The organism is Arthrobacter sp. TJ-170, assembly GCF_058269305.1.
Map to the genome: position 1 here is coordinate 519285 of NZ_JBZCNL010000001.1, position 25370 is coordinate 544654.

Here is a 25370-nt window from a genome sequence, read left to right on the forward strand (position 1 = left end):
GGCAGCCGTAAGGTCAGATCCAGCTCGGCATCCACATGCGCAGACGCCACTGGTTGTAGGGGATGGTTTCCGCTGTCCAGATGGGCAGGAAGAACGCCGACACCAACACCGCCAACACAACAAACGCACCCACGATCACAATGCCGCTCTGACGCCGCCACACGTTGTCCCGGGGCCTGCCCAGGATCAACCCAAGTACGTAGACCAGCGCCAGGATGAGGAACGGCTGGAACACGACCGCGTAGAAGAAGAACATGGTTCGGTCGGGGAACAGGAACCAGGGCAGATACCCGGCCGCCACCCCGGCGAGGATGGCGCCCGCACGCCAGTCGCGCCTGCCGATCCAGAACAGCAGCACCACCAGCAACGACAGCGCAGCGGCCCACCAGATCAGCGGGTTGCCCACCACGCTGACAGCCTGGGAGCAGTCGGAGGCGCCGCAGGTCAGGCCGTCCGATTCATAGTGGAACGACGTCGGCCGGCCCATCACCAGCCAGGACCACGCAGTGGCCTCATACGGGTGCTCGGAGCTGAGGCCGCCATGAAAGGTGTACGCGCTGCGGTGGTACTCGGCCAGCGAGCGCAGGGGAGCGGGAACCCAGTCCCACAGCGGGTCCGGGTTCCCGGCTGCCCACTGACGGTTGTACGCGTCCTTTGAGAGGAACCAGCCCGTCCATGATGCCAGGTAGGTGAGCAGCGCGAGGGGAACGATCGACACGAATGCCTGCAGTCCGTCACGCACGACGGCGCCACCCACCCAGTGCCGGATGCCCACCGTACGCCGGGCAGACATGTCCCACAGCACGGTCATTAGTCCGAACACCGCAATGTAGGGGAGCGCGGACCACTTGGTGCCAAGAGCCAGCCCGAGTGCTATGCCCGCTGCGATCCGCCAGGGCCGAAGCCCCAGCCACGGCCCGTACAGCAGTTGTTCGCGCGTCGGCTGGCCGTGCTCGCGGGCGAAACCCGCCATCAGTGCCGCCAGCCGGTGTCGTGCCTGGTGCCTGTCCAGTATCAGCAAGGCAAAGGCGAGGAGCACCCAGAACGAGAGGAACACGTCCAGCAGCGAGGTTCTGGAATGCACGAGGTGGTGCCCGTCCACCGCCATCAGCAGCCCGGCAACAGCACCAAGCACCGGCGAGCCGAAGAGCCGCTGGGCAACCAGGGCAAGGATGAGGATGGACAGGGTGCCGACCACAGCTGCCGTGAACCTCCAACCGAATGGACTCGACGGCCCGAACAGCAGCATCCCGAAGGCGATCATCCACTTCCCGACCGGCGGGTGCACCACGTAATCCGCGGTATCCAGGATGATGCCGGGATTGCCGTCGTTGAAGGACTCATCCGCATTCTCGGGCCATTCACGCTCATACCCGGACTGCAGGAAGGAGTAGGCCTCCTTGACGTAGTACGTTTCGTCGAACACCAGCGAGTCCGGCTCGCCCAACCGGACGAAGCGCAGCACACCGCCGATCAGCGCAACCATGACGGGCAACAGCCATCCCCACACCCCGAAGCTAAGCCACTCGCCCAGCAGCCGCCGGCGCATAGCCCGCTCAGAGAAAGCCGTGCGCGGCGAAAGAACCCACTGCCGCCCGGGCCCCTTGCGGAGGACGGCGGCTGTGGTGGTTTGGCTCACCGGTTCATCGTACCGATCGGCCCCGACAGTTTCGGTGAGCGGGCAGCCAACCCTATCCCCACCAACTAGGCTGAAGCAGTGACGGATGAAACCAGCGACGACGGCGCCCCGCTCCTGCCGGAGCCACTCACCCCGGGGCACGGCAGTATTGTGCTCGCTGCGACCCCGATCGGGAACATGGGGGACGCGACGTTCCGGCTCGTTTCGCTCCTCGAAACCGCTGACGTCATCGCCGCCGAAGACACCCGGCGCCTGCAGCGGCTCATCGGCTCTCTCGACGTGACACCACGCGGCAGGACCCTCAGCTATCACGAGCACAACGAGGCCTCCCGTACTCCGGAACTGCTCGACCTGGTCGCTGCGGGCGCTACCCTGCTGCTCGTGACCGACGCCGGCATGCCATCCGTCTCCGACCCGGGCTTCCGCCTCGTCGAAGCTGCAGCCGAACGGGGTATCGCGGTCACCGTTGCCCCCGGACCGTCCGCCGTGCTCACCGCGCTCGCCCTTTCCGGCCTGCCTACGGACCGCTTCTGCTTCGAGGGGTTCCTGCCACGCAAGACGGGCGAGCGCGCCGCACGCCTGGCGGAACTTCGCACCGAACGCCGCACCATGGTCTTCTTCGAGGCGCCCCACCGGCTGCAGGCCATGATCCGCGCACTGCATCAGGAGTTCGGGCCGGAGAGGCCCGCCTGCGTCACCCGTGAACTTACCAAACGGTACGAGGAAGTCATCCGCGGGCCGCTGCAGCACCTGCTTGAGTGGGTGGAAAGGGACGTCGTGCGCGGTGAGATCGCCGTCGTCGTCGGCGGTGCACCGGCTGACCAGCCGTCCGCCCCCGAAGACCACGTCGGTGCCGTCAATGAGCTCATGAGTCAGGGACTGAGGCTCAAGGAAGCCGTGGCCGCCGTCGCGGAAGACACAAGGATCAGCAAGCGGGAACTGTATGCCGCAGTGGTGGCCGCGAGGACCTGACCAACTCAACTCCTTGGAGAAGCGGTTGCGGTTACATAACTGCGGTTGAATCTCAACCGCGGGTCTGCCTACGGTCGAAAGGGCGTGCAGCAATTCAAGGCGGCATATATCGCCGAGTCCGAGTGAGAACTAATCGTCCTGACCGACGACGTGGAACGACTGCCCCGTAATTCCACCGCGATCCAAGGAGCACATCGTGAATCCAGCAGACAATACGTCCGGTAGCCACCGTGCAGGAGCTTCCGGGAAGGGCGAGAATGCCAGTGGCGGGAAGGACCACTCCAATCATGGCGGCTCAGGCAAGATGTATCTGAAGTTCGGAGTCATCCTGCTGATCAGCCTGGTGCTGATGTGGACGTTGTCGATGTCAATGGTCCGATCGATCGATCACTTCTATTACAACCTGAGCAACTTCTGGATGGCGCTGCTCATGGTCGGGGCCATGGCGATCGTCATGGTCGTCGGCATGTGGTCGATGTTCAAGAACACCAAAGCAAACATCGCAATGCTCGTCGGATTCGCGGTGCTCTTCGTCGGGGTGTTCGCGCTCGGGCGGACGGAAACTTTCGTCGGCAACGAGCAGTTCCTGAAGTCGATGATCCCCCATCACTCACGCGCGATCCTGGTATGTCAGGAATCAAACATCACCGATCCGGAAATCGAGCAGTTGTGTACGGAGATTGTGGAAACTCAGCGGGAAGAAATCGCCCAGATGCAATCCATCCTGGATCGATACGCCTCCGAGTGATGCCATCCTCCAGAAGCGGTACGTTCCCCGGCCGTTCCGGTTGTCCTGCGCGTCTCAACACACCCTCCGCATAGAATGCGGAGACCGACCCCGGAGGTGTTGAGACACTCGTGAGTAGAGCTGGCCGTTCCGCCCAGTCTGAAGATCCTGCCTATCGGCGGAGTATCCGCCGCGCAGCGGTGGGTGACCCGAAATGTTGACCGCTACCTTGAGCCTTCTCATGGGCATCATCGTCATCCTCGCGATCATCGCTGCGAACGGCTACTTCGTCGCTCAGGAATTTGCCTATATGTCGGTGGACCGGTCCCGCCTGCGGGCACAGGCAAACCAGGGCGATGAGTCGGCCAAGCGCGCTCTGGCGGTTACCGAACGTACCTCGTTCATGCTGTCAGGGGCGCAGCTGGGTATCACTGTGACGGGGTTGCTTGTCGGCTTTGTTGCTGAACCGCTTGTGGGCGAGAGTCTGGGCGTCCTTCTCGGAGGGGTGGGCGTTCCAACTGCGGTGAGTGTCACGGTGGGAACCGTGGCGGCCCTGGCTGTTTCCACTGTCGTGCAGATGGTGTTCGGCGAGCTTTATCCGAAGAATCTCGCTATCGCCAACCCTGAACCGCTCGCGCGGGCCCTTGCGCGCTCAACAAAGATCTATCTGGTCCTGTTTGGCTGGCTGATCACGGTGTTCGACCATGCCGCGAACGCGCTCCTGCGGATGCTGCGCATCGAGCCTGTGCATGACCTCGACAGCAGCGCGACCGCCCGGGATCTTGAGCGCATTGTTGCCGAGTCCCGTGAAAGCGGCGATCTGCCCGAAGAGTTGTCGGTCATGCTCGACCGCATTCTCGACTTCCCGCAGCGGGAGGTGGAGCATGCGATGATTCCCCGGCTGCGGGTGGACTCGGTGAAGCCGACTACGACGATCGGGGAGGTACGCTTTCGGATGGCACAGGAGCACACCCGCTACCCGGTCGTTGACGACCAGGACGAGCCCGTCGGCGTGATTCACCTTGTCGACCTGCTTGGCACAACAACTGACGACGACACCGTTGCAACCATCATGCGCACGCCCACGGTACTGCCGACGTTGATGTCCCTGCCTCACGCTTTGGAGCACATGACCCAGGAGCGCAACGAACTGGCATGCGTCATCGACGAGTACGGCGGCTTCGCGGGAATCATCACGCTGGAGGACCTCGCGGAGGAGATTGCAGGGGAAATCGCTGACGAACATGACACCGGCTTCCCGGAATCAGTGGAAACAGACGACGCCGGCAGGTGGCGCATCGCCGGAGATGTCCACATCGACGAAGCTGAACGCTCCATCGGCCACGGACTTCCGCGCGGCAAGTATGAAACGATGGCCGGTCTGCTCATCGCCCACCACAGTGCGCTGCCCGCCGTCGGCGAAACCGTCCACGTTGCACTTCCTGATGACCCGGCAGAACTGGTCAAGGACGATCCCGTGTACCGCCGTTTGGATGCGGAAGTGCTTGAACTGGACCGGCGGGTACCGAAGACAATTCGCGTAACGCTCCGCGAGTCCGACGGCAGGGACGATCGTGATCTGGAGTCCGTGCCGGAGAAGGAGAAGCGATGAGCAACCCCTGGATTGTGTTGATCGCGACCGTCGGTCTTATCGGGTTGAGCGCCTTCTTCGTCGTCATTGAATTCGCTCTACTCGGAGCACGCCGCCACCGCCTTGAGGAGGCCGCTGCCACCAGCAGGGGAGCCCGTGCGGCGTTGAAGTCCGTGAACGAGCTCACGGTCATGCTCGCAGGCGCGCAACTGGGCATCACCGCCTGCACGTTCGCCCTGGGAGCTGTGACCAAACCGGCCGTGGATGCCTGGTTCACGCCAATTTTCGCCGGATGGGGCCTCCCGTTCTGGGTGGCTGATACGACGTCGTTCGTGTTGTCACTCTTCATTGTGACCTTCCTGCACCTTGTGGTCGGTGAAATGGCACCAAAATCCTGGGCGATCGCTCATCCGGAGACCTCCGCGATCCTGGTGGGTCTGCCGGCACGGGCCTTCGTCTGGATTTTCCGGCCGCTACTGCGCTGGATCAACGAGGTGGCGAATCGTCTCGTCAAAGCGTCCGGTGTGGAACCTTCCGACCGGGCCGCAGTGGGAGGGCAAGACGTCGATACCATCCGCCACCTGGTTGAACACTCCGCGAATGTCGGAGCGCTTGACGCATCGATCCGCACCCCAATCTCAGGCGCACTGGACCTGGAGGAGCTCCGGGTTGAGACACTCATCGCCGAGGGAACGGCGCCCACGGCGGTGCAGCCGGACGCGACCGCGTCGGATGTACGGGAGGCAGCGGCACGTTCCGGTCACATGCGGATTCTCGTCCAGCCGGATACCAGTGAAGGAATACCCGGCGTCGTCCATGTGCGTGACACGCTTCTTGAACCGGCTGACCGGCCCGCGCGCGAGTTCGCGCGCCCGGCGTACGTTCTCGCACCCGAGGTGCCGGTGCACGAAGCCCTGGCACGCATGCGACGGGCTCGGGAACAACTCGCGGTAGTGATGGATGGTCACCGGCTCCTCGGTATTGTCACGCTCAACGATGCCCTGCGTAACGTCCTACCTCGCATCGAGGTCTGATGTATCACAGGGTATGTGCGGCGAGGTTCGAAACCGTGAACAAGGATGGGCGGTGAGGAGCTGGGTTTGGCTCCACCGAAAACCGGGTGTAGTTCCAAGGTCAGGTAGAAGGAGGGCTCTGGGATGGGTTAGGATCTTTCTATCAAGGGGAGTACTCCCGTCTGTGATCGGCCCGTCATTACGGATGCACTGAAGCATCTCGGGTCGTCGGTTCCGGTGTCGTCCGGGCGGAGGAGACCTTGGCGTATCTGTCAACGCCTACCCCTTGGGAGCACCCCTATGCAGGTCACACCTTTGATCTGGCTCATCACGATCGCTGTGACGATCCTGTTCTTCGTCTACGAGTTCTTCGCCCACGTGCGTAAACCCCACGAGCCGTCCATCGGGGAATCGGCGCGCTGGTCCGCTTTCTACATCGGATTGGCATTGCTGTTCGGTGTGGGAATCGGCACGGTTTCGGGATGGACGTTCGGTGGCGAGTACTTCGCCGGCTACCTCACCGAGAAGGCACTGTCGATCGATAATCTGTTCGTCTTCCTCATTGTCATGGCTGGATTTGCGGTGCCGAAGAAGTACCAGCAGAAGGTGCTGATGATCGGAATCATCATCGCCCTGATCCTGCGCGGCGGGTTCATCGCCATCGGAGCGGCCCTCATCGAGAACTTCTCCTGGGTGTTCTACCTCTTCGGTGCCCTGCTGCTCGTGCTGGCCTACCGGCAGGCATTCAGCAGCCACGAGTCCAATCCCGCTGACGGTAAGTTCATGACACTCGTGCGCCGGGTCCTGCCCGTCACTGACGAGTATCACCAGGACAAGCTCACCGTGATGCAGGGCGGGAAGCGCTTCGTCACGCCGATGCTGCTCACAATCATCGCGATCGGCTTCGTGGACCTTATCTTCGCCGTCGATTCGATCCCGGCGATCTACGGCCTAACCAACGAGGCCTATATTGTCTTCACCGCGAACGCGTTCGCGCTGATGGGTCTGCGTCAGTTGTTCTTCCTCATCGGAGGGCTGCTCGAGCGTCTGGTCTACCTCGCCCAGGGACTGGCCGTCATCCTCGGCTTCATCGGCGTGAAACTGGTCTTCCACGCCCTGCACGTCAACGAGCTCTCCTTCATCAACGGCGGGGAACCGATGCTCTGGGTGCCCGAAATCCCCATCTGGTTCTCGCTGCTCTTCATCGCAGCCACAATCGTCGTCGCGACGGTGGCGAGTCTGCTCAAGACCCGCCGCGACGAGAGCAAGGACGACCGCGGGCTGGTCCACGGCGAACCGGTGCTCACTGCCGACCCAGAGGACGGGGTCGAGGAGCCCGAGGTCGACGAGAAGACGACGTCCACCGCAGCCAAGTCCAACTAGCACCCCACCGGCAGCTGTGAAAGGGGTGACCCAGGGCATCTCCGCCCTGGGTCACCCAAACCCCGACGACGCTAAGATGCATAGCATTGCAGCGGATGCCTAGGCGGCAGCAGCGAGACTGCCGCTTATCGCGGTTCACTGCTGGGTCTGGCGATACTTCACTGAGAGATTAGTGCTGTTTCAGGGGGCTGGTGGTGCGTCAGTGTTCACTGACGTGGCGAGCAGGTAGGGGTCGTTTTCCCACTGCTCGTATAGAGCGTCATCGAGGTCCACTCCTAGTTCGTTTTCGACTTCTGCGATGTCCAGGTACTCGTAGACTGTGCCGTTGACGAACACGGCCTGTCCTGGTTCTAACTGCTGCGCTTCCCCTTCATGGAGCACTAGCAGCGGGTCGACGGTGGTCTCGTCCATCCCCGCGAGGGTGAACCCCTGTGCGTCGAGTGGCTCTCGGACCTGGGCGGACAGGGTTACTTCCTCGCCGAAGTATATTGTCAGCTCGTCCCAGAAACTCTGGTCGTACACTTCGTCGTAAGGCCCGGATTCGAGCGTGTCGTCGGCTTCTTCCTCATCGATATTCTCCAGCTCGAGACCGGGGTCTACGTTCTCCTCTCCGCAGCTGGTCACGCCCAGCACGGCAATTGGTAGCACCGCGATCGTGGCGGCCTTCATCCAGGTGGTCGGTGTTCTTGCTTCCATCTTTTCCTCCATCCGCGGAACCGGTGCCTGTTGGCGTCCAGGTTGTCGGTCGTCTTCGTTCGGGTTGTGCCTCAGGTGCCCGGTGCTTCGGGTGCGTCGATGGCGGTGACTTCGAGGTAGTGCTCTCCGATCCAGTCCTCGTGGAGCGCGTCGTCGAGGTCTATTCCCGTTTCTTCCTCGGCGGTCTCGGGGTCGAAGGATTCCATCACAACCCCGGTAAGCTGGATCGGCATGCCGGGTAGGACATTGTCGGTGTCGTTCCCGTTGAGCACGAGCAGGGGATCGACGGTGGGGTCGTCCTCGTTGATGATGGTGAATGAGGTGGGGGAGAGTACGTCGAGGACCTCCGCGGAGAGGCTGACTTCCTGACCGACATAGGTTTCGATCTCGTCGTAGATATTCGGGTCGTATGGCTCAGTCTCAGCCTCGGCACAACCGGCCAGTCCGAAACTGGCTGAAGCTATGACTGACAGTGCGGTGGCCTTTTTCAGGGATGCCAGCCTCGTTGGTGCTCTCATGGTTCGTCCTCCGTGGATATTTGTCAGGTGACCCACCTCCGGGGCGCGCTCATTCACGGTAAGCACGCGCGATTCCTGCATCCAACGAGAGTAATTCTCTTGTTACACGCGGGTCGGGGACTTTCCACAGCTGGCAACCATGCTCGTACGGCCTATTACCGCAGGGATTCAGGAGGGACAGTTGATGGAATGACGGCGACCCATCACGGAAACGAGATGCCGATCGTTACTCCCCCGTTATATCCGTTCTCGTGCCTCCGGGCGTGACCGTTCTAGTCGGTGGTTAGGGAGGCAGCGTTGATGGCTTCGACGTACGCCTGTTCTTCCCATTCTCCGAACACGGCGGCGTCCAAAGCTAGATCCAGTTCCTGTTCCACTGTGGCGGGATAAAACTCTTCGTGGACTACACCTGTCACTCCCACGGGCATTCCGGGAGTGAGTCCGGGGAGTTCCGTTTTATGGACTATCAGCAGCGGTTCGATGATGACCTCGTCGACATCGACCACGTCCTGCTCGGGCCGGTTCGTGGCGTTCGTGGAGCTTACGATGGTGAACACATTCGGCGAGATGACTTCGCCCACGATGGCCGCCAACGTGACTTCCTCACCAACGTAGAATTCCACATCGTCGAAGAACTCGTGGTCGTAAACCCCGGTGTAGTCCTCGTAGGAATCAACGGCTCCCGAGTCTTCCTCCAGCGCCTCAGCGCCCGCCTCGGCTGACTCTTCAACGAGGCCTGGGAGGTCATCTTCTTCAGAACTGGTGCACCCGCTCACACCGATTAGCGCGGCAGGCAGAATTGCTAACGCAGCAACTGTACGTATCAACGACTCCTTCTCAACGTTCATGGTTACTCCTGTTCGTGAGGGGCCGTTGCCGCCGTATTTCACGGAAGCCGCGGTCTCCTGCTGCTTGAAGGTGTCCATCCACCTTGTCTTCGTCGGTCCCTGCCGGTCAAGGAGAACTGCCTGTTGAAACACTGACAGCTAGAAACTGTGCACAGCTCTCAATCGCTGCGAGGTAACGAATACACACGCTGGGCTTTTAGCGCGGTCACGGTCTTGTAAAGGCGGTTGAAGCCTGATCGGACGCTTGCTTACGGTCGAAGGGACGTAGATAGCAAATCCAAGTACATGCGAAAGGGCGGATGCGTCACCGCCCCCGCCTGAAGGAGGAATTATGACTATCCAGCAGAAATACCCATGGACGCGGAAGATGGCTTTCGCGGCGATCGTCCCATTCACCGCTGTAGGCCTTGTAGCCTGCGGAGGAGAGACCGTCGTTGAGGAAGCCGAAGAGGAAGGTCCGGTTGCTGAAGCGGCCATCCTTGGCGAAACCGTGACACTGCAAACGGAAGTGCAGGAAATCGTGGGCCCGAATGTTTTCACGGTGGGAGACGATGACACCCTCATCCTCGCTGCCGCCGGGATGGGCGACGTACTCGAAGAGGGCGACAACGTGCAGGTGACAGGCACGGTGCGGAACTTCATTCTCACCGACATCGAGGCAGAGGGCTTCGATTTCAATGACGACGAAGCGGCGTACGTCGTGGAATACGAACAGGAATTGGTTGTCATGGCCGATGATGTGGAGGAGCTGCCCTAGGGTCAGTCCCTCGGACGTCGTAGACAGCGCGGGCTTGATGTGAAAGGTGAGGGCCTCCTGGTGTCGAATGTGAGTTATCACCTCATTCTGACAACGGGAGGCCCTCCCTTTGCCAGCGATATGCAGCGGAATTTTTAGCCATCTCAATCATCGGCGGCCGTTAGTGACGTGGGCTGTCGGTGTCGCCGGGTCGAGGTTGTCGATGAGGTCGGCCAGTGCAGTGTTGACTTCATCGGGGTGGGTGAGGTTCACCATGTGACCGGCACCTTTCACCATTATCAGGCGGGCCGAGGAGCCGATTTCGTGGGCAAGGTGCTCGCTTCGTTCGGAGGGGATAGCCCTGTCTTGGGTTCCGCTCACGATGAGGACGGGGATGCTCTGAAGCACGTTCAATGCAGCGGGAACGTTATAGCTCACCAAGGCTGGGTAGAACGCGGTCGCTATCGCCAGCGGCGTGCGAATCCAGGAGTCCTGCATGATCTGCGCGGCTTCCTTCGGCGGATCATTGCGGCTGAAGAGTCTGTGGATCAGCCATCGTCGTCCCTTTGGTCTGCGGAACGGCGCGATGTGGTCGATGATCGGGGAGATCAGCCATAGAAGCCATGAGGCCGCCGTTGTCAAACGTAGTCGCACCGCTAGCCGCGCGGCTGCGTGGGGCATCGTCATGGCGGGGAGGTGTCCCGCGGCGGTCGAAAGCAGGGTGACCGCCACGATTCGTTCTCCGAAAAGCTCCGGACGCTCTCTGGCAAGGGTCAGCGCGGCCATTCCTCCCATCGAGTGGGCGACAAGAACTATCCGACCGGGGGATTGGTCCTCGATGACGCGGGCCAGGTCGCGTGCGAGCTGGTTGATTGTCGCTTTCCGGAAGCGGCCCCAACCGCTGGAACCATGGCCCCGCTGATCGAAGAGCACCAAACGTCCCCGATCACGTAGGGCAGCTCGTTGGGCCTGGAATTCCTGTAAACGGGAACCGAATCCGTGAACAAAGACAACCGTGAGCGGGCCCTCGACCTGTCCATCGGTCTCCACGTGCAGCTGCACCCCATCGTCGGTGGTGATCGTGGATTCAGCCCGTGAACTGACTTGTTGGGATGTGCGCCGCGCGTAGGTGAGACGGGCGGCCACGCTAGACGCAGCGAGCACGACGCCGGCCACCAACAGCCTCATACGCCCTGCCCTATATTCGCCGGTGGCCGCGGTCGGATTTTGTCGGTCGTTTCTCATGGGATCAGTCATCGGCGGTTACCTTCCGGCTTTCCAGCGGCGTGGGTTCAGAGACGGGCCTGGACGTTTCTGCGGCGTTAGGTTTTGAGGATCCGCGCGCTGGTTTGAAGTAATGCCAACAGACAGAAACCCACCCGGCGGCGAAGATCACGCTGATCACTGTGTCGGTCGGATAATGAACGCCCCAGTACACTCGGGAAATGCCCACGCCCAGCACGATGAGTGGGGCGAGGATGAAGCCGAGGTAGCGCAGCCGGGACTGCGACCATGCTCCGATCAGGAGAGCGAGCCCGCTGTACAGGACGACAGCGGCCGCCACATGCCCGGAAGGAAACGATGAGGTCGGCGGAAGCCCCTCGGACAGGTGATCGACGTCCGGCCGGGAGCGGCCGACGATCATTCCAGTGATCAGATACAACGCGGTCTCGCCGGTCACAATCACGAGCAGAAACACCGCAGGAGCGGTACGCCTCGTAATGGCCAGGGAGAGTGCTGCGGTGACCAGCAGAACTCCAATGATTCCGGTGGTGGTCCCAAAGGACCCGGCGACCGTTGCCAGGGCGTTCAACGTGTCCGTGCGGTGCTCAGCGAACCATTGCACCACCGCCTCGTCCATAAGCTCGATAGAGGTAAGTACCCCGGTGATGAGGAATCCCACACCGGTCACACCGGCGGCAATGAGCACCCAGATACCGGCGAGTTTCCCGGCGCTGCTCCGCCCGCCGGGTAGTGGCCGGTCACCTGCTGGTGCCAGGGCCAGCGCGGCCCGGTCCTGTGCCGGCAGCCCGAACCACCAGCTCGTGCGCAGGCCAGGAGGCTGTTGCCACTTCCGGAAGGCCCACACGGTCGCGCCCAACCAGGCTAGCCCTAGCAGCCAACCACCGAGCGCCGGTCCCAATGGGACAGCCCCTGCAAGGACCCGAACGACGTCGAAACCAACCACAGCGACCGCCGGGCCGATCACCGCCCAGGCCCGTCCCTTCACCGGGACGACGGGTAGGAAGACCAGCAGCAAAACCCCGCACGTAACAGTGAGCTGTATCGACCCGCCGGAAAACACGCTTTCGCCTCCCGAGCTCGCACCGCTCGTGAGGGGGTCGAGTGTCATCAGGAGCATCCCGCCGCCGGCGAGAACGGCCATCCCAACGGCAGCAGCGGCCACGTACACCGCCAACGCGTGAAGAGCGCGTATCAGCAGCCACACTGCCGCCACCGGCAGAATCAGCCATCCGGCTTGCGCTGCGATCTCCGCAACGAAGTTCGCGGCGCCGCCCAGCACATCAATGAACCCGCCCACTGAGGAACTGGCAGTACTGGGCAGCGGCGCCACCAATTCGAACACCAGGCCCAGAGCAGTCAGCGCGAGAAGGATCCCGGCACACCGCAGGACGAATCGGTTCATCCCCTCCGCCAGTTCATTTGCCATCATGGGCTCCTCTCTTGTGGTTCTTCGCCCTGCCTATCTTTACTGCAGGTTCGCTGTCAGGCGGCATGCGTTGTCCAGAAACTTCTGAGGTGCTGGCCGTTCCTGCCAGGAGCGAAGATCCAGTTGGTGGCTTTCGGCACGGTATTGTGCCGCGATCCCGTCGAGGTCCTGGACTATTCGCCGGTCGTGAACCAGAAGGTTGATTTCCTGGTTCAGCTCGAAGGACCGTATGTCCATGTTCGAGGAAGCGATGACTGCGGTCTCCTCATCAACGAGTACATATTTGGAGTGAAGGACGTATGGCTCCCGGTAGAGGTGGAGGACAATACCGGCGCGGAGGATCTCTTCGTAGTAGGAGCGCTGCGCGTGATGCGTCAACAGATGGTCCGAGGTCGCGCCGACGCAGAGATCGACTCGGACCCCGCGCTGGGCAGCCGACGTGAGGGCGATGAGTAACGACTCATCGGGAACCAGGTAGGGACTGCACATCAGAACCCGCTCCTGGGCCCCGTAGATGAGTTGGTTGAAGAGGCGAAGGTTGTTCGCGTTCCCCAGCCCCGGTCCACTGGGCACCAGTTGGCAGTAACTACTGTTCGCCGGGGCTGTTGCTCGGCTGTCCATTCCCGCTGCAGGGATCGCTTCAGGCGGTAGTGATGCGGACGGATTGGTTTCGGCGGACCAGTCAGCGAGGAACACCGTATTGAGGCTCCCGACCAGTGGGCCTTCCACCTGGACCATCAGATCAATCCAGGTGAACCCCTTCTTCTGGTTCCGCTTCTTGTTGTAGCTGGCGTCGATCATATTCTGCGATCCGGTGAACCCCACCCGGTTGTCCACGACGAGGATTTTCCGGTGATTGCGCAGATCCGGTCGTTGATAGTGGAAACGAGGCGGAGCGGCCGGAAGCATCCTTCGCCAATTGATGCCGGCAGCATTCAATCGCGAGATAGCTGCCTCATACCCGGGAAACCCGACGCTGCCTACATGGTCAACCAGCACGCGCACCCGCACGCCGCGAGCATGCGCCTTCTCCAGGGCATCGAAGAAGCTGTCCGTCGACGGATCGGCAGCGAGAATGTAGAACTGTGCGTGAACAAAGGCGGAGGCGTGCTCTACCGCATGCGTCATCGCCTCGATACTTTCACCGTAGTCCGGGTGAAGCGTCAAGTCGTTCCCGGTCAACAACGGAGTCGCTCCGTTGCGCTGATTGAGGGTGACAGCCGCTTGTATCGACGGTGGAATGGGGGATGGAAGTGAACGCTCAGTTCCATCGCCTGGGTTGGGCTGCGTCTGGCGCTGAAGCTGGGTGATCAGGCTTTGCTCCAAGCCGGCGCGGTGGCCTCGGAGGCTGGATTTGCCGAAAAGCAGGAAGACTATCACCCCGATAATCGGCAGGAAAAATATGAGAACGAGCCAAGCCAGGGCAGCAGAGGGACGTCGGTTGCGAGGAACGATACCCAAGGCCGTGATCCGAATCAGGAAATCGACGACGACAAGCCACGTGAGTGTCCGGCCTGCGGGTGAACCCCACCATGAGAGGAAGTCCAAGACTCAGTTGACCGACGAAGCTGTGGCTGTTGCGGTCGTCTTCTTGCCAGAACCGGCTGCACCCGGCGCGGTGGTGGCGGGCGCCGAGAGCGCGGCTATCTTCTTCTTCGTCCAGGTGTGCTTGTTCTTAGTGCCCATCGCTCCTGCTTCAGGTTGAGGGCCGGACGGCACAATCCGTGCCCCCCGGTAGTGGTCGGGAGTTATCAGCGCCTGGAGGACACCGTAAGCACGCTCAGGAAAAAGGTTCAAAGGCAGTAACCCGGGCGTTACCTTCTCCCGGGAGGCGTTATCGGGCTGTTATTCAACGTCTGGTTCGTGCCCTGATGACCGAGCCATTTTGCGAACAGTACCGGCCGTCGCACTACCTGTGGGATGTGCTCTTTTCCCTAGGACCGGACCGCTTAGCCCAGTCCGCTTAGCCGAGTCCGGCGGGTTCCTGGTGGCCGTCGTCGTCGGTGATTCGCCCGCTGACCGGCTTCCGCGAGAGGTGAACGTCACCGGATTCCGGGCCGCTGGCAGTCGCTGCGGCTACGGCGTCGTGGTCATCGGCCTTGGTGTAGGCGTGGCGCAGGTGCACCGGCTCAATGGGGGCACCCTGGCGCTTTTCCTGCCGCCTCTTGGCCGCGAGGTTCAGGGCTTCCACAGCGATCGCGAAGGCCATCGGCCCGTAGATGAGGGCCTTGTCGATCTTGACCCCGAAGCCGTCGGCGATCAGGAACACACCGATGAGCACCAGGAACGCCAGCGCCAGCATCTTGACGGTGGGATGCCTGTTGACGAAGGCGAAGATGTACTTCGCTGAGAAGAGCATGATCGTGAAGGAGGACAGGACGGCGACGATGATGACCAGAAGGTTGTCGACCATTCCGACGGCGGTAATCACCGAGTCGAACGAGAAGACCATATCCAGGATGATGATCTGCCCCAGCACGGCACCAAACGTGGCAGCCTTCACGCCACCGACACCATGGGACTCCGTGCCTTCAAGCTTCTCGTGGATCTCGCGAACCGCCTTGTAGACGAGGAACAAGCCGCCGAAGAGCAGGATCAAATCCCTGCCGGAGAATCCCATGCCGAAAAGCTCGAAGAGATCCTCGGTGAGGGAAATAATCCAGGAAGCCGCGAACAGCAACACGATGCGCATCAGCATTCCGAGCGTCAGTCCGAGGTTTCGGGCTTTCGCCTGTTGCTCCACCGGGAGCTTGCTCGCCAGGATGGAGATGAAAATGACGTTGTCCACACCAAGGACTATTTCCAGGATGAACAGTGTCACGAACGCGATGGCCAGGTCGGGTGTCAGCTCGAATGCCAATTCCATCCGGCCAGCCTAGCAATGTGCATGGCACGTTTCGTGGGGCACGCGGGCCTGTTACTGTCGGCAGCGCAGGGGACTAGCAGCCGAGAGAGAGTTCAAGCAGATGAAACGTGTGTTCAAGATCGTCGGGGCAGTCTTCGGTGTACTGGTAGGCGCACTGCTGGTTTACGGGGTGCTGATCGAGCCGCGATTGATCCTCGACGAGCGTCGCTACGAGATCGCGATCCCGAATCTCGACCCGGAGTGGGATGAGGCCGAGGTAGCCGTATTCTCCGATATGCAAGTGGGTATGTGGTTCGCGAACACCGGCATGATCGAGCGGATCGTGGAACGGACGGTGGAGGCGGATCCCGCCGCGGTTCTGATCGGCGGCGATTTCGTCTACAGCCACGACCCCGGCAACCAGAAGAAGATAGACACCGTTGTCACCCTGATTTCGCCGCTCACCGAAGCGGGAATCCCGGTCTTCGCAGTACTGGGAAATCACGACTACATCGTCGGAGCAGAAGAAGAACTAACCGCCGCCCTGGAATCCATCGGGGTAACGGTGCTGCTCAACGAAACCGCCGAGATCCCATCAACGGCAGGTGCACCCCTGCATATTGTCGGGCTCGGTCCCGCCTACGAGGAGCTGGCAGACACTGAAAAAGCATTGGACGGGCTGGACCCGGACGAGGCGCGACTGGTACTGATGCATAACCCGGATACCTTCAGGGCCATGCCTGCCAACAGTGCGCCTCTGGCGGTGGCCGGGCACACGCACTGCGGGCAGATCGCCGTTCCTGGAACGCCTGAATGGTCGTGGCTGTCTCTCACATCAGAGCAGCCTGTTGTCGCTGATGGGTTTGCCCCGACCGATTTCGGCGCTTCCGGAAATCAACTGTACGTAAACTGCGGTATCGGCTTCAGTGACATTCCTGTACGGATCAGCGCCCCACCACAACTGGCGTTCTTCGAACTCACTGCAGAGGCCGCACCGACCAGGTAAGAAGACAAACATGCGTCCGAGAGTTCCCAGCCGGTCCCGGTTGGGCTAGTTGGCTTCCTTGGCTTGGGCGGTATGGGTGAGGGTCATCAGTAAGAGCCCACCCACGAGGTTCCCGCCGGTAGCGAGGAGAACGTTCATCCCCACCTCTGCGTAGGTGATGTCGCCGCCGAGCCATAGGCCGGCAAGCAGATGGAGTGCGGAGACGACGACATGGTCGAAGGGTCCCAGTGCCAGGAATACCCCGACAAGGTAAGCCAGGACCATACGGCTGCCGGCGGAACCGACAGCGTGAAGCAGATACGAGAGCAACGTCAGGAGGGTCCCCGCGGCGATGGCACGCATGAAGGTGGCTAGTCCGCTCTTCGCCGTGATTTCTTCGGCTACCTTGATCAGTACTTCGTGGGCGCCCGCAGGTAGAGCACCTTCCACAATGAAGACACCAGCCATAACCGCCCCGCCCAGGAGGTTGAGAACCAGGATGATCGCCCACAGTCGGACAAGCCGGAACCAGGTCGATCTCTGGCGCCGGTCTATCGCCACCGCGACCGGGTCGAAAAAGTTCTCGGAGAACAACTCTGACCGGCCGATGACGAGAAATATCAGCCCCATCCCGAAGGCCAGCGCCCCCGCGAGCTTGGCTGGCCCTGCTCCCGCCGCCGGTTCAACGAGGTGTTCTGCCATAGCAAGAGCGATGATCCCGAACACGATGGTCACACCTGCAATGAAACCGGTCGACACCTGTTCGAGCGGCGGCATGGCCAACCGGCGCTCACCCTCACTCTTCGCGCGGTTGTAGATTTCCTCAGGCGCCGGTTCCGTCATCAGCAATCACCCCACTCCCACCATCACCCTCACCGGGACAAACACCGTGTGCACCCTTCGATCCGCGCCCGGCCTGCATCCTGCAACGCTACCCACAGACTCAGGCCCCAGCCAAGGGCTCGGCCGACCATCTAGACCTCGATGCGAGCAAAAACGTTACCCAGGCATCATTGAGCGCCGACTGTGCACTCCGACAGTGCTTGGCGCTCTACGTGGTGCAGATTTGTATGGACAGGGCTTGAAACGCAGGGCTAGCGTGAGAGCTCTGACACAGTACTGACTCAGGCCTCCACCTCGATGATCGTAAAGGCTCCCGGATGACTATTACCGCACAGCGCGAACAAGAACTTCTGTCCTCGGTCCCCACCGGCCTGCTGATCGGCGGCGAATGGCGCGACGCTTCGAACGGCAAAACCTTCGACGTCGAGGACCCCGCAACCGGCAAGACGCTGCTGAGCATCGCCGACGCCAGCCCCGAGGACGGCAAGGCCGCACTCGACGCCGCCGCTGCCGCACAGGACGAGTGGGCACTCACCGCACCCCGGGAGCGCGGCGAAATCCTCCGCCGCGCCTTTGAGCTCGTCACCGAACGCGCCGACGACTTCGCGCTCCTCATGACCATGGAAATGGGCAAGCCCCTCGCCGAAGCCCGTGGTGAGGTGACCTACGGTGCCGAGTTCCTCCGCTGGTTCTCCGAGGAAGCCGTGCGGACCTCCGGCCGCTACTCCACAGCCCCGGATGGCAAGTCGCGCATCCTCGTCAACAAAAAGCCCGTCGGCCCCTGCCTGCTCATCACCCCGTGGAACTTCCCGCTGGCAATGGCTACGCGCAAGATCGCCCCCGCGGTCGCCGCCGGCTGCACCATGGTGCTCAAGCCCGCGAACCTGACCCCGTTGACATCCCTACTGTTCGCCAAGGTCCTCGAAGAGGCCGGCCTTCCGGCAGGCGTGCTCAACATCGTCTCCACCACCGACGCCGGTGGCGTCACCGGACCCCTCATCAAGGACAGCCGCCTCCGCAAGCTCTCCTTCACGGGCTCGACGCCGGTTGGCCGCCGCCTACTGGCTGACGCCTCCGAGAACGTCCTGCGCACCTCCATGGAGCTCGGCGGGAACGCACCGTTTGTGGTCTTCCAGGACGCCGACCTTGACGCGGCTGTCGCAGGCGCCATGGCCGCGAAGCTCCGCAACATGGGCGAGGCCTGCACCGCCGCCAACCGGTTCATTGTGCACGAGTCCGTCGCCGCGGAGTTCGCCGACAAGCTCGCCGCCCGCATGAAGGACGTCACTCCGGGCCGCGGCACCGAGGACACCTCGAAGCTGGGCCCGCTGATCGACGGCAAGAGCCGCGACAACGTGCACTCGCTGGTGCAGGACGCGGTCAACGACGGCGCGCAGGTCCTTGCCGGTGGATCCCCGCTGGACGGCCCCGGCTACTTCTACCCGGCGACGGTGCTCATGGATGTTCCGCAGAAGTCCCGCATCCTGCAGGAGGAGATCTTCGGCCCGGTAGCGCCGATCATCACCTTCTCGAACGAGGACGACGCCGTCCGGCTGGCCAACAACACCGAGTACGGACTCGTGGCGTACGTCTTCACCCGTGACCTCAACCGCGGGCTGCGGATGGGCGAGCGGCTGGACACCGGCATGCTCGGCCTCAACGCCGGCGTCATCTCCAACGCGGCGGCACCGTTCGGCGGCGTGAAGCAGTCGGGCCTGGGACGCGAGGGCGGGTACGAGGGTATCGAGGAGTACCTCTACACGCAGTACGTGGGCATCGCGGACCCGACCGCCAGCTAACCCTGCCGTGAATGGGCAGGACCCGCCCCTTTCGATGGGACATAAGGGGCGTGTCCTGCCAAATCAACGTGCGGTGGAGGCGGCTGCGACGGCCTCTTCGCTGCGCTGCGCTCCGAAGGGCTGCCACAGCGAGCGGGGCCAGAACCTGGCACGGAGCCGTGCGGAGACGCCGGCGGACTGGTGGAGCGCGTCAGTAACCGTCCGCACGTCGGCCCAGCTGTTCGTCGTCCGGGTCTCCGCACCGGCGAACTCCGCATATTCCTCTTCCTCGTAGGAACGCCGTAGCCGCTCGAGCGCGGCCGCGGCGCCGTCGTCGAACTGGCCGCGCTGCCGCAGCCGCTGCTCGAAGCTCCGGGGAGTGTCGGTCGGCAGGGGAGGGATGCCGTAGTCCGAGGCGAGCTCGACAGTTTCCGCCCACGCCACCGTCGCGGCCCCCACTCCTTCGGTGTTGGCGGTGATTGAACGACGACGGCGGTCGGTACGCAGCATCCGCAGCGCCATCGGCAGCAGCACGAGCACTCCGAGCAGCACAGCGAGGATTACGCCGAGGGTGGAGCTTCGCTCGGCGCTCTCACGTCCGGCCTTGGCTGTCTCTTCCTCTTCAGAGTCGGGGAACGGTGTTGCGATGGATGGGTTGCCTGTTTCGACGCCCGGGTTCAGGTTGTCCGAATTGACTGACGGGCCCACCGGGTTGAGGGTGGTGAGCGCATAATCGGGAACCACACCCCGTGACGGTGTCGGCTCGAACTGAACCCAGCCGACGCCCTCGAAGTACAGTTCGGGCCAGGCGTGTGCGTCCTTGGAATTGATGGTGTACTCGGTGAATTCCGTGCCGCCCTGCCCAATGACCTCCTCGCCGGTGGGCGTCCCGGGGGAGTAGCCCACGGCTACCCGGCTGGGGATTCCGGCCAGCCGGGCCATCACCGCCATGGTCCCTGCGTAGTGGACGCAGTACCCGGACTTGGACTCGAGGAACCGGGCCATCACGTCGAGGCTGTTGCCGTCATACCCGCCGTCCACGGGCGCGTCCACCGAGTACACGAAGGACGGTCCGCGCAGGAAGCTCTGGATGGCGATCGCCTGGCTGTACGGGTTGGAGATTCCATCGATAACCGAAGCCGTGGTATTGCGGATGATGTTCGGCAGCGAGTCGGGAAGGGCGAGGTACTGCTCGGGCACCGATTCCGGGTTGGCCGGTGGAATGCGCTGCAGCCGTTCCTTGGTCAGGACCGGTTCGGTGCTCTCCACCAGGTATTCCTGCTGCGCGGTGGATCCGCCGTCGATCGCGAGGATGCTGAGGTTCCCCGGGTCATAGGCCCACTGCCCATTCAGCCCGCTGATTCTGACCGGAGCGTAGGGTGCGAGGAGCCATGGGCTGGTGAAGCTGTCCGTGCTGATTCGTGTGAGTGTCGGTTCTCCGAGGGGCTGGCCCTCGGAGGCCATGTCATCCACGCCGGCCACGCGCTGCCCGAGCCGCTGGTCAGGCTCCCAGCGCTGCCCGCTGAAGTCCTCCAGCGTGACCGACCGCAGGTACAGCGGTTCATTGGCCGTGGTTGCGTAATCGATCCGCCCGAATCCGTTCGGGTTCCGCAGGTCATTGCCCAGCGTGACGATCGGGTTCAGGCCGGTTGCCGTTCCCCACAGGTTCATCCGTGCTCCCTGCGGGAAAGCACCCGAGTTGAAGCCCGGAATGGCCAGCGGAAGTACGACGGCGATGCCCAGTGCCAGCGCGCCTATCGTCAGCCCGCGGGACACGTGGGCACCGGACAGTTCGCTGGTGGACGCGGATTCCCGCCGCTCCTCCCGCCAGTGCGCACAGCCCAGCAGCAGGAGGAAGCCTGCTACCGCGGCAATGAAAGCCGGCACGCCCACGCTGTTGATGCGTACGACGGCGGGAACCACCAGGATTGCCAGCAGCGCCAGTCCGCTGGTGGCCGGCATCCGCAGCGTGTTGGCGAGCGTATCGACGAGGATGGCGATGAGTCCCACTCCGGCGCAGACCACCAGGAAGAGTCCGGCCGTCGGCAGCACCGGCGCCACCTGCGACACCACGGTGTTCTGCGCGTGTCCCAGCAGGATGGTCAGCCGGCCGGTAAAGCCGTCGCCGGGGAGAACACCGAGCGTGCTCTGCGTTGGGAAGAACTGCCAGATCAGCGAACCCGCCAGTGCCAGGACGCCCACAAGGGGTGGAAAGTAGACGGGAAGCCGTGAAGACCGCGTCAACGCCATGAAGAAGAGCACCGTTCCCACAGTTACCAGGACGGGCGTGAACCAGGTCCAGCCGAAGATCACTCCGGAGAGGCTCAGCGAGGTCAGCATGACGGCCACGAAGGAGGCGGCGCTCACGAGCAGGTGCCAGTGGTTCCCGGGCGCAGTCTCGGGCCGGTTGGGTAGGAGGCGTTGGGCCTGCCCGGTGGGGGCGGGGCGGGAGAGGGTGGCGGTCATGCCTGTGCTCCTGTGCCGGATCTCAGCGTGGTTTTCGCCGTGGATGAGGTCACCGTGGCGGGCGGGGCGTCGAAGTGCGCCCAGGCTGCGGACACTGACGCGTTGGGGGTCACCGCGACAACATGCCAGCCGGAACCCCGGAGGATGTCCATGACACCGTGCAGGTCCCGCGGACGCTCACCGACCAGGATGGCGAAGGACTGCGAACCGTACTCCGCCGCGGGCCCGAGGTCCCGTGCCTCGGCTTCGGTGATGGCACCGAGCAGGGCGATCAGCGGTCCACGGTTCTTCAGGCCGGCCAGCTTGTCCAGCATCGGGTCGCCGAAGGGCACCCGATGAGGGGAAGAGCCCCCGTTGCCGGACCGTCGCACGGCGTGTGATCCGGATCCCGCGGGAACCGACCGGCGCTTCTGGGAACCCGCCGCGCGCTTGGCGGGTTCCGGCAGCAGCTCCAGCGCCGCCAGCCCCTGCGCGATCCCGTGGAGCCCTGTCTGCCCGGTGAACTCCTCGTCTTCGGGCCAGGGTGCGGAGACCGAACGCCGCAGTGCCGGAGCCCCGGTCTCATCCAGGAAACGGAGGGAGTAGCTGCGTTCCAGCAGGTGCGCGGCGATCGATACGGCAGCGACGACGGCCCACTCGAACGTCGGGGAGGAGAGCATGCCCCCGTCGGAGTCGGGGTCGCCTCCGAACGCGGACAGGAAGCCGAACCCGTAACTGGCTTGCCGCTGATCGAGGATCAGGGTGGCCTCGGGGGTGGTGACGGATTCTTCCTGGCGGACCATGAGTTCGTTGTGCCGGGCGGTCGCCGCCCAGTGGACCCGGCGCATGGGGTCGCCGTGGCGGTACTCGCGGGTCATGACGTCGTCGTCGCTGGGGTTGGCGTTGCGCCTTGTGACGGCGTGGCCGTCCGTGCCGCGGACGCCCGTCAAAGGGGAGTACGGGAGATCGAGCGGGCTGGGCGTGACCACCAGCCGGTCGGTCCCGCCGAGCGTGTGTTGGGAGATGCCCAGGCCGAAGGGGTCGGTGAAGCCGGCGGTGACGGGGCCGACGTCGTACACTCCCCGCGCAGCCGACCGCAGCCGGTACTCATACAGGCTCACACCGCTGGGGGTGGGGTGGCGGGCGGGAAAGTGGAATTCGGGAGCATCGCCGAAGCGGTGCGGCAGCTGTTCGCGCATCACCACGGAGCCGGCCACCGGGCCGTCCGAGGCAATTGAGAGCGTCACGGTGGTGGTGAAGCCCGTTTCCATGCTCTGCGGCGCGAAGGTCCGGTGCACGGTGAAGCGAGGCTTGACCAGCCGGAGAACCAGCACGGAGACCAGGGGCAGGAGGACCAGCAGGACCCCCAGGTACAGGAGGTCGCGCCGCCCGAGGAACTGGGCGAGGAGCAGCGCGAGGACCCCGGCGGCGGCCAGCCCCCACCCTCTGGCGGTCAGCACCCGCGGAAGACGCTCGACCAGTGCCATGGTGTCAGCCGTTTCGGGAGGAGGCGCTCGCGGCGTCGCGTGCAACCGGAACGCGGGCGAGGATGCCGGCAATGATCGACGACGGCGTCTCACCGGAGCTGAGTGCCTTCCGGTCCAGGATGAGCCGGTGGGCCAATACGGCTTCGGCGACTGAGCTGACGTCGTCGGGCAGGACAAAGTCACGGCTTTCGAGCGCTGCGCCGGCCTTCGCCGCGCGCAGCAGCTGCAGCAGCCCGCGGGGGCTGGCACCGAGCCGGAGCTGCGGATGCTGGCGGGTGGCATGCCCGATGCCGACGGTGTATTCCTTGACCGCGGGGGAGACGTACACCTGCCGGACCTGCCGGATCATCGCCGCAACGTCCTCGACGCCGGCGACCGGCTGGATCGAGCGCAACGGCGAGACCGACTGGTGGGTCTCCAGCATCTCGATCTCCGAGTTCATATCCGGGTATCCCATGGAGATGCGGGCCATGAAGCGGTCGCGCTGGGCTTCGGGCAGCGGGTAGGTGCCTTCCATCTCGATCGGGTTCTGGGTGGCGATGACCATGAACGGTTCGGAGAGCCGGTAGGACAGTCCGTCCACCGTGACCTGGTGTTCCTCCATGCACTCGAGGAGGGCGGACTGGGTCTTGGCGGAGGCGCGGTTGATCTCGTCACCGATGACGATGTTCGCGAACACCGGGCCGCGCCGGAACTCGAACCGGTGGGAGTCCTGGTTGTAGATGGATACGCCGGTCACATCCGAGGGCAGCAGGTCAGGCGTGAACTGGATTCGGTTGACGGTGCAGTCGATGGTCCGCGCCAGCGTCTTGGCCAGCATTGTCTTGCCCACGCCCGGCACGTCCTCCAGCAGCAGGTGCCCCTCGGCCAGCAGAACCGTCAGAGCCAACCGGGCGGCGTCGGGCTTGCCGTCAATCACGGTGTTGATGGATTTCAGGATCCGCGCGCTGGTTTCGTGGAAGGTCTCGCCGGTCATCGGCGGACGAACCGTCTCCGCGCTGGACGCCGTGCTGCCGTTGGGTGTGGCGTACTGGTTGTGGGCGTCCATGGATACCTTCCGAGAACGTTGCTTCGGGAACGCCGTACCACTTCAGTGTGGAATACGTCAGTGGAACACGTGCTGGGCAACGGTTGCTAACAACCTCAAGAGTACTAGGACAACTGAGCTTCGTGTCGGAAAGTTCCGCTGTCTGGGCTGTGGACAGGGCGGACGTCAGCTTTTCATAAGGAAAGTCTAGGGTTGGACTATGTGCACCAGTTCGATCCCTGTTCAGTACCGCCCGGAAGAGACGACGGCGGAAGACTCACCCGGCGGGCGATCGCGCGCTCCCGAGGCGGGCGGGCGCAGCCGGAAGCTTGACTACCCACCCGCGCCGGAGCCGCTTCCCTACCCGGTGATGGACAACCACACCCACCTGGATTTCCGCGACGGGCAGGTGGCCGTCAGCGCCGCCGACGCGATGGACGCAGCGGAAGCTGTCGGCGTCGGTTTCGCGGTGCAGGTCGGCACGGACCTGGAATCCTCCCGCTTCACTGTCGACGCCGTGGACAGTGACCGCCGTCTGCTCGGCGCCGTGGCCATCCACCCGAATGAAGCACCCGTGCTCGCCGCAGCAGGCACCCTCGATGACGCGCTCGCCGAGATCGAACACCTCGCGCAGCACCCCCGTATCCGCGCGATCGGCGAGACGGGACTGGACTACTTCCGCACCGGCGAGGATGGGCGGGAGCGGCAGGAGTACTCGTTCCGCCGGCACCTGGACATTGCCCGGCGGCTGGATCTCGCCCTGCAGATCCATGACCGGGACGCGCACGACGACGTCGTGAAGGTCCTGCGCTCGGAGGAACCTCCCGCGCGGGTGGTCTTCCACTGCTTCTCCGGGGATGCCGAGCTCGCGCGGATCTGCAATGACAACGGCTGGTTCATGTCCTTCTCCGGCACCGTCACGTTCAAGAACGCGGCGTCACTCCGCGAGGCGCTGGAAATCGCCGATCCGGCCCTGGTGCTCGCTGAGACCGATGCGCCGTTCCTCACGCCGCACCCCTTCCGGGGCCAGCCGAACGCAAGCTATACCGTCCCGTACACGGTGCGTTTCATAGCCGAACATCTGGGCTCTGACCTCGAAGAACTCTGCCGGGCGATCAACGCGAACACCCGCCGCGCCTACGGCGAATGGGACTGAGCAGGTACAG

General features: G+C 63.2%; 22 protein-coding genes. 9 read left to right on the plus strand and 13 right to left on the minus strand.

Features of this window, described 5'->3' with window-relative positions:
- Positions 1–13: 13 nt before the first annotated feature.
- Positions 14–1639, minus strand: a complete 1626-nt coding sequence (locus AC4D1W_RS02505; RefSeq protein ID WP_490897688.1) for a dolichyl-phosphate-mannose--protein mannosyltransferase — start codon at positions 1637–1639, stop codon at positions 14–16.
- A gap of 78 nt (positions 1640–1717) precedes the next feature.
- On the opposite strand from AC4D1W_RS02505, the gene rsmI reads away from it, so the two are divergent.
- The 5 genes from rsmI to AC4D1W_RS02530 all read left to right on the plus strand — a co-directional run bounded on the left by rsmI (position 1718) and on the right by AC4D1W_RS02530 (position 7325).
- The gene (rsmI, locus tag AC4D1W_RS02510) at positions 1718–2611 is read left to right on the plus strand and encodes a 16S rRNA (cytidine(1402)-2'-O)-methyltransferase (protein WP_490897689.1); all 894 of its coding nucleotides are present in this window, start codon (positions 1718–1720) and stop codon (positions 2609–2611) included.
- 196 nt (positions 2612–2807) lie between these two features.
- A complete protein-coding gene (locus AC4D1W_RS02515; RefSeq protein WP_490890655.1) occupies positions 2808–3359 on the plus strand; it encodes a DUF305 domain-containing protein in 552 nt (183 codons plus the stop codon).
- 193 nt (positions 3360–3552) lie between these two features.
- A complete protein-coding gene (locus tag AC4D1W_RS02520; RefSeq protein ID WP_490897690.1) occupies positions 3553–4950 on the plus strand; it encodes a hemolysin family protein in 1398 nt (465 codons plus the stop codon).
- Positions 4947–5963, plus strand: coding sequence for a hemolysin family protein (locus AC4D1W_RS02525; RefSeq protein WP_490897691.1), 1017 nt, complete (start codon positions 4947–4949; stop codon positions 5961–5963). The genes AC4D1W_RS02520 and AC4D1W_RS02525 overlap by 4 nt, the downstream gene beginning before the upstream one ends.
- Positions 5964–6242: 279 nt before the next feature.
- Positions 6243–7325, plus strand: coding sequence for a TerC family protein (locus tag AC4D1W_RS02530; protein WP_490897692.1), 1083 nt, complete (start codon positions 6243–6245; stop codon positions 7323–7325).
- 180 nt (positions 7326–7505) lie between these two features.
- Here AC4D1W_RS02530 and AC4D1W_RS02535 read toward each other — a convergent pair whose 3' ends face one another.
- The 3 genes from AC4D1W_RS02535 to AC4D1W_RS02545 form a co-directional block, all read right to left on the minus strand.
- Positions 7506–8021 (minus strand): hypothetical protein, encoded by a 516-nt coding sequence (locus AC4D1W_RS02535; protein WP_490890659.1) that lies wholly within the window; start codon positions 8019–8021, stop codon positions 7506–7508.
- Positions 8022–8092: 71 nt separating this feature from the next.
- On the minus strand, positions 8093–8539 hold the full coding sequence (locus AC4D1W_RS02540; protein ID WP_490897693.1) for a hypothetical protein: 447 nt from the start codon (positions 8537–8539) through the stop codon (positions 8093–8095).
- A 272-nt stretch (positions 8540–8811) separates the two neighbouring features.
- Positions 8812–9465 (minus strand): hypothetical protein, encoded by a 654-nt coding sequence (locus AC4D1W_RS02545; RefSeq protein ID WP_490890661.1) that lies wholly within the window; start codon positions 9463–9465, stop codon positions 8812–8814.
- Between the two features lie 253 nt (positions 9466–9718).
- Here AC4D1W_RS02545 and AC4D1W_RS02550 point away from each other — a divergent pair, with 253 nt between their 5' ends.
- Positions 9719–10144, plus strand: coding sequence for a hypothetical protein (locus AC4D1W_RS02550; RefSeq protein ID WP_490890662.1), 426 nt, complete (start codon positions 9719–9721; stop codon positions 10142–10144).
- Positions 10145–10291: 147 nt separating this feature from the next.
- On the opposite strand, the gene AC4D1W_RS02555 is transcribed toward AC4D1W_RS02550, so the two are convergent.
- The 5 genes from AC4D1W_RS02555 to AC4D1W_RS02575 all read right to left on the minus strand — a co-directional run bounded on the left by AC4D1W_RS02555 (position 10292) and on the right by AC4D1W_RS02575 (position 15660).
- Positions 10292–11368, minus strand: a complete 1077-nt coding sequence (locus AC4D1W_RS02555; protein ID WP_490890663.1) for an alpha/beta fold hydrolase — start codon at positions 11366–11368, stop codon at positions 10292–10294.
- Positions 11369–11372: 4 nt separating this feature from the next.
- Positions 11373–12794 carry a phosphatase PAP2 family protein gene (locus AC4D1W_RS02560; protein WP_490897694.1) on the minus strand — a complete coding sequence of 474 codons (1422 nt, stop codon included), beginning with the start codon at positions 12792–12794 and terminating at the stop codon, positions 11373–11375.
- A gap of 39 nt (positions 12795–12833) precedes the next feature.
- Positions 12834–14342, minus strand: a complete 1509-nt coding sequence (gene cls / locus AC4D1W_RS02565; protein WP_490897695.1) for a cardiolipin synthase — start codon at positions 14340–14342, stop codon at positions 12834–12836.
- Between the two features lie 3 nt (positions 14343–14345).
- Complete coding sequence (locus AC4D1W_RS02570; RefSeq protein ID WP_490897696.1) at positions 14346–14480, minus strand: hypothetical protein; 135 nt, start codon at positions 14478–14480, stop codon at positions 14346–14348.
- Positions 14481–14757: 277 nt separating this feature from the next.
- Positions 14758–15660: a TerC family protein gene (locus tag AC4D1W_RS02575; protein ID WP_490890667.1), complete on the minus strand. Its 903-nt coding sequence runs from the start codon at positions 15658–15660 to the stop codon at positions 14758–14760.
- A 100-nt stretch (positions 15661–15760) separates the two neighbouring features.
- On the opposite strand from AC4D1W_RS02575, the gene AC4D1W_RS02580 reads away from it, so the two are divergent.
- Complete coding sequence (locus AC4D1W_RS02580) at positions 15761–16645, plus strand: metallophosphoesterase (protein WP_490897697.1); 885 nt, start codon at positions 15761–15763, stop codon at positions 16643–16645.
- Between the two features lie 45 nt (positions 16646–16690).
- Here AC4D1W_RS02580 and AC4D1W_RS02585 read toward each other — a convergent pair whose 3' ends face one another.
- A complete protein-coding gene (locus AC4D1W_RS02585; protein ID WP_490897698.1) occupies positions 16691–17467 on the minus strand; it encodes a formate/nitrite transporter family protein in 777 nt (258 codons plus the stop codon).
- A gap of 317 nt (positions 17468–17784) precedes the next feature.
- Between AC4D1W_RS02585 and AC4D1W_RS02590 the strand changes: the two genes are divergently transcribed.
- A complete protein-coding gene (locus tag AC4D1W_RS02590) occupies positions 17785–19266 on the plus strand; it encodes an NAD-dependent succinate-semialdehyde dehydrogenase (protein ID WP_490897699.1) in 1482 nt (493 codons plus the stop codon).
- Between the two features lie 63 nt (positions 19267–19329).
- Here the strand turns inward: AC4D1W_RS02590 and AC4D1W_RS02595 are convergent, their stop codons facing one another.
- From AC4D1W_RS02595 to AC4D1W_RS02605, 3 genes are read right to left on the minus strand one after another with little or no spacing between them, the layout of a single operon-like run.
- Positions 19330–21711, minus strand: coding sequence for a transglutaminase TgpA family protein (locus AC4D1W_RS02595; RefSeq protein WP_490897700.1), 2382 nt, complete (start codon positions 21709–21711; stop codon positions 19330–19332).
- Positions 21708–23177, minus strand: a complete 1470-nt coding sequence (locus tag AC4D1W_RS02600) for a DUF58 domain-containing protein (protein WP_490897701.1) — start codon at positions 23175–23177, stop codon at positions 21708–21710. Before AC4D1W_RS02600 ends, AC4D1W_RS02595 begins: the two co-directional genes overlap by 4 nt.
- A 4-nt stretch (positions 23178–23181) precedes the next feature.
- Entirely contained in the window at positions 23182–24225 is a 1044-nt protein-coding gene (locus tag AC4D1W_RS02605) for an AAA family ATPase (RefSeq protein WP_490890673.1), read from the minus strand.
- A 199-nt stretch (positions 24226–24424) separates the two neighbouring features.
- Between AC4D1W_RS02605 and AC4D1W_RS02610 the strand changes: the two genes are divergently transcribed.
- Entirely contained in the window at positions 24425–25360 is a 936-nt protein-coding gene (locus tag AC4D1W_RS02610; RefSeq protein ID WP_490897702.1) for a TatD family hydrolase, read from the plus strand.
- The last annotated feature ends 10 nt before the right edge of the window (positions 25361–25370 follow it).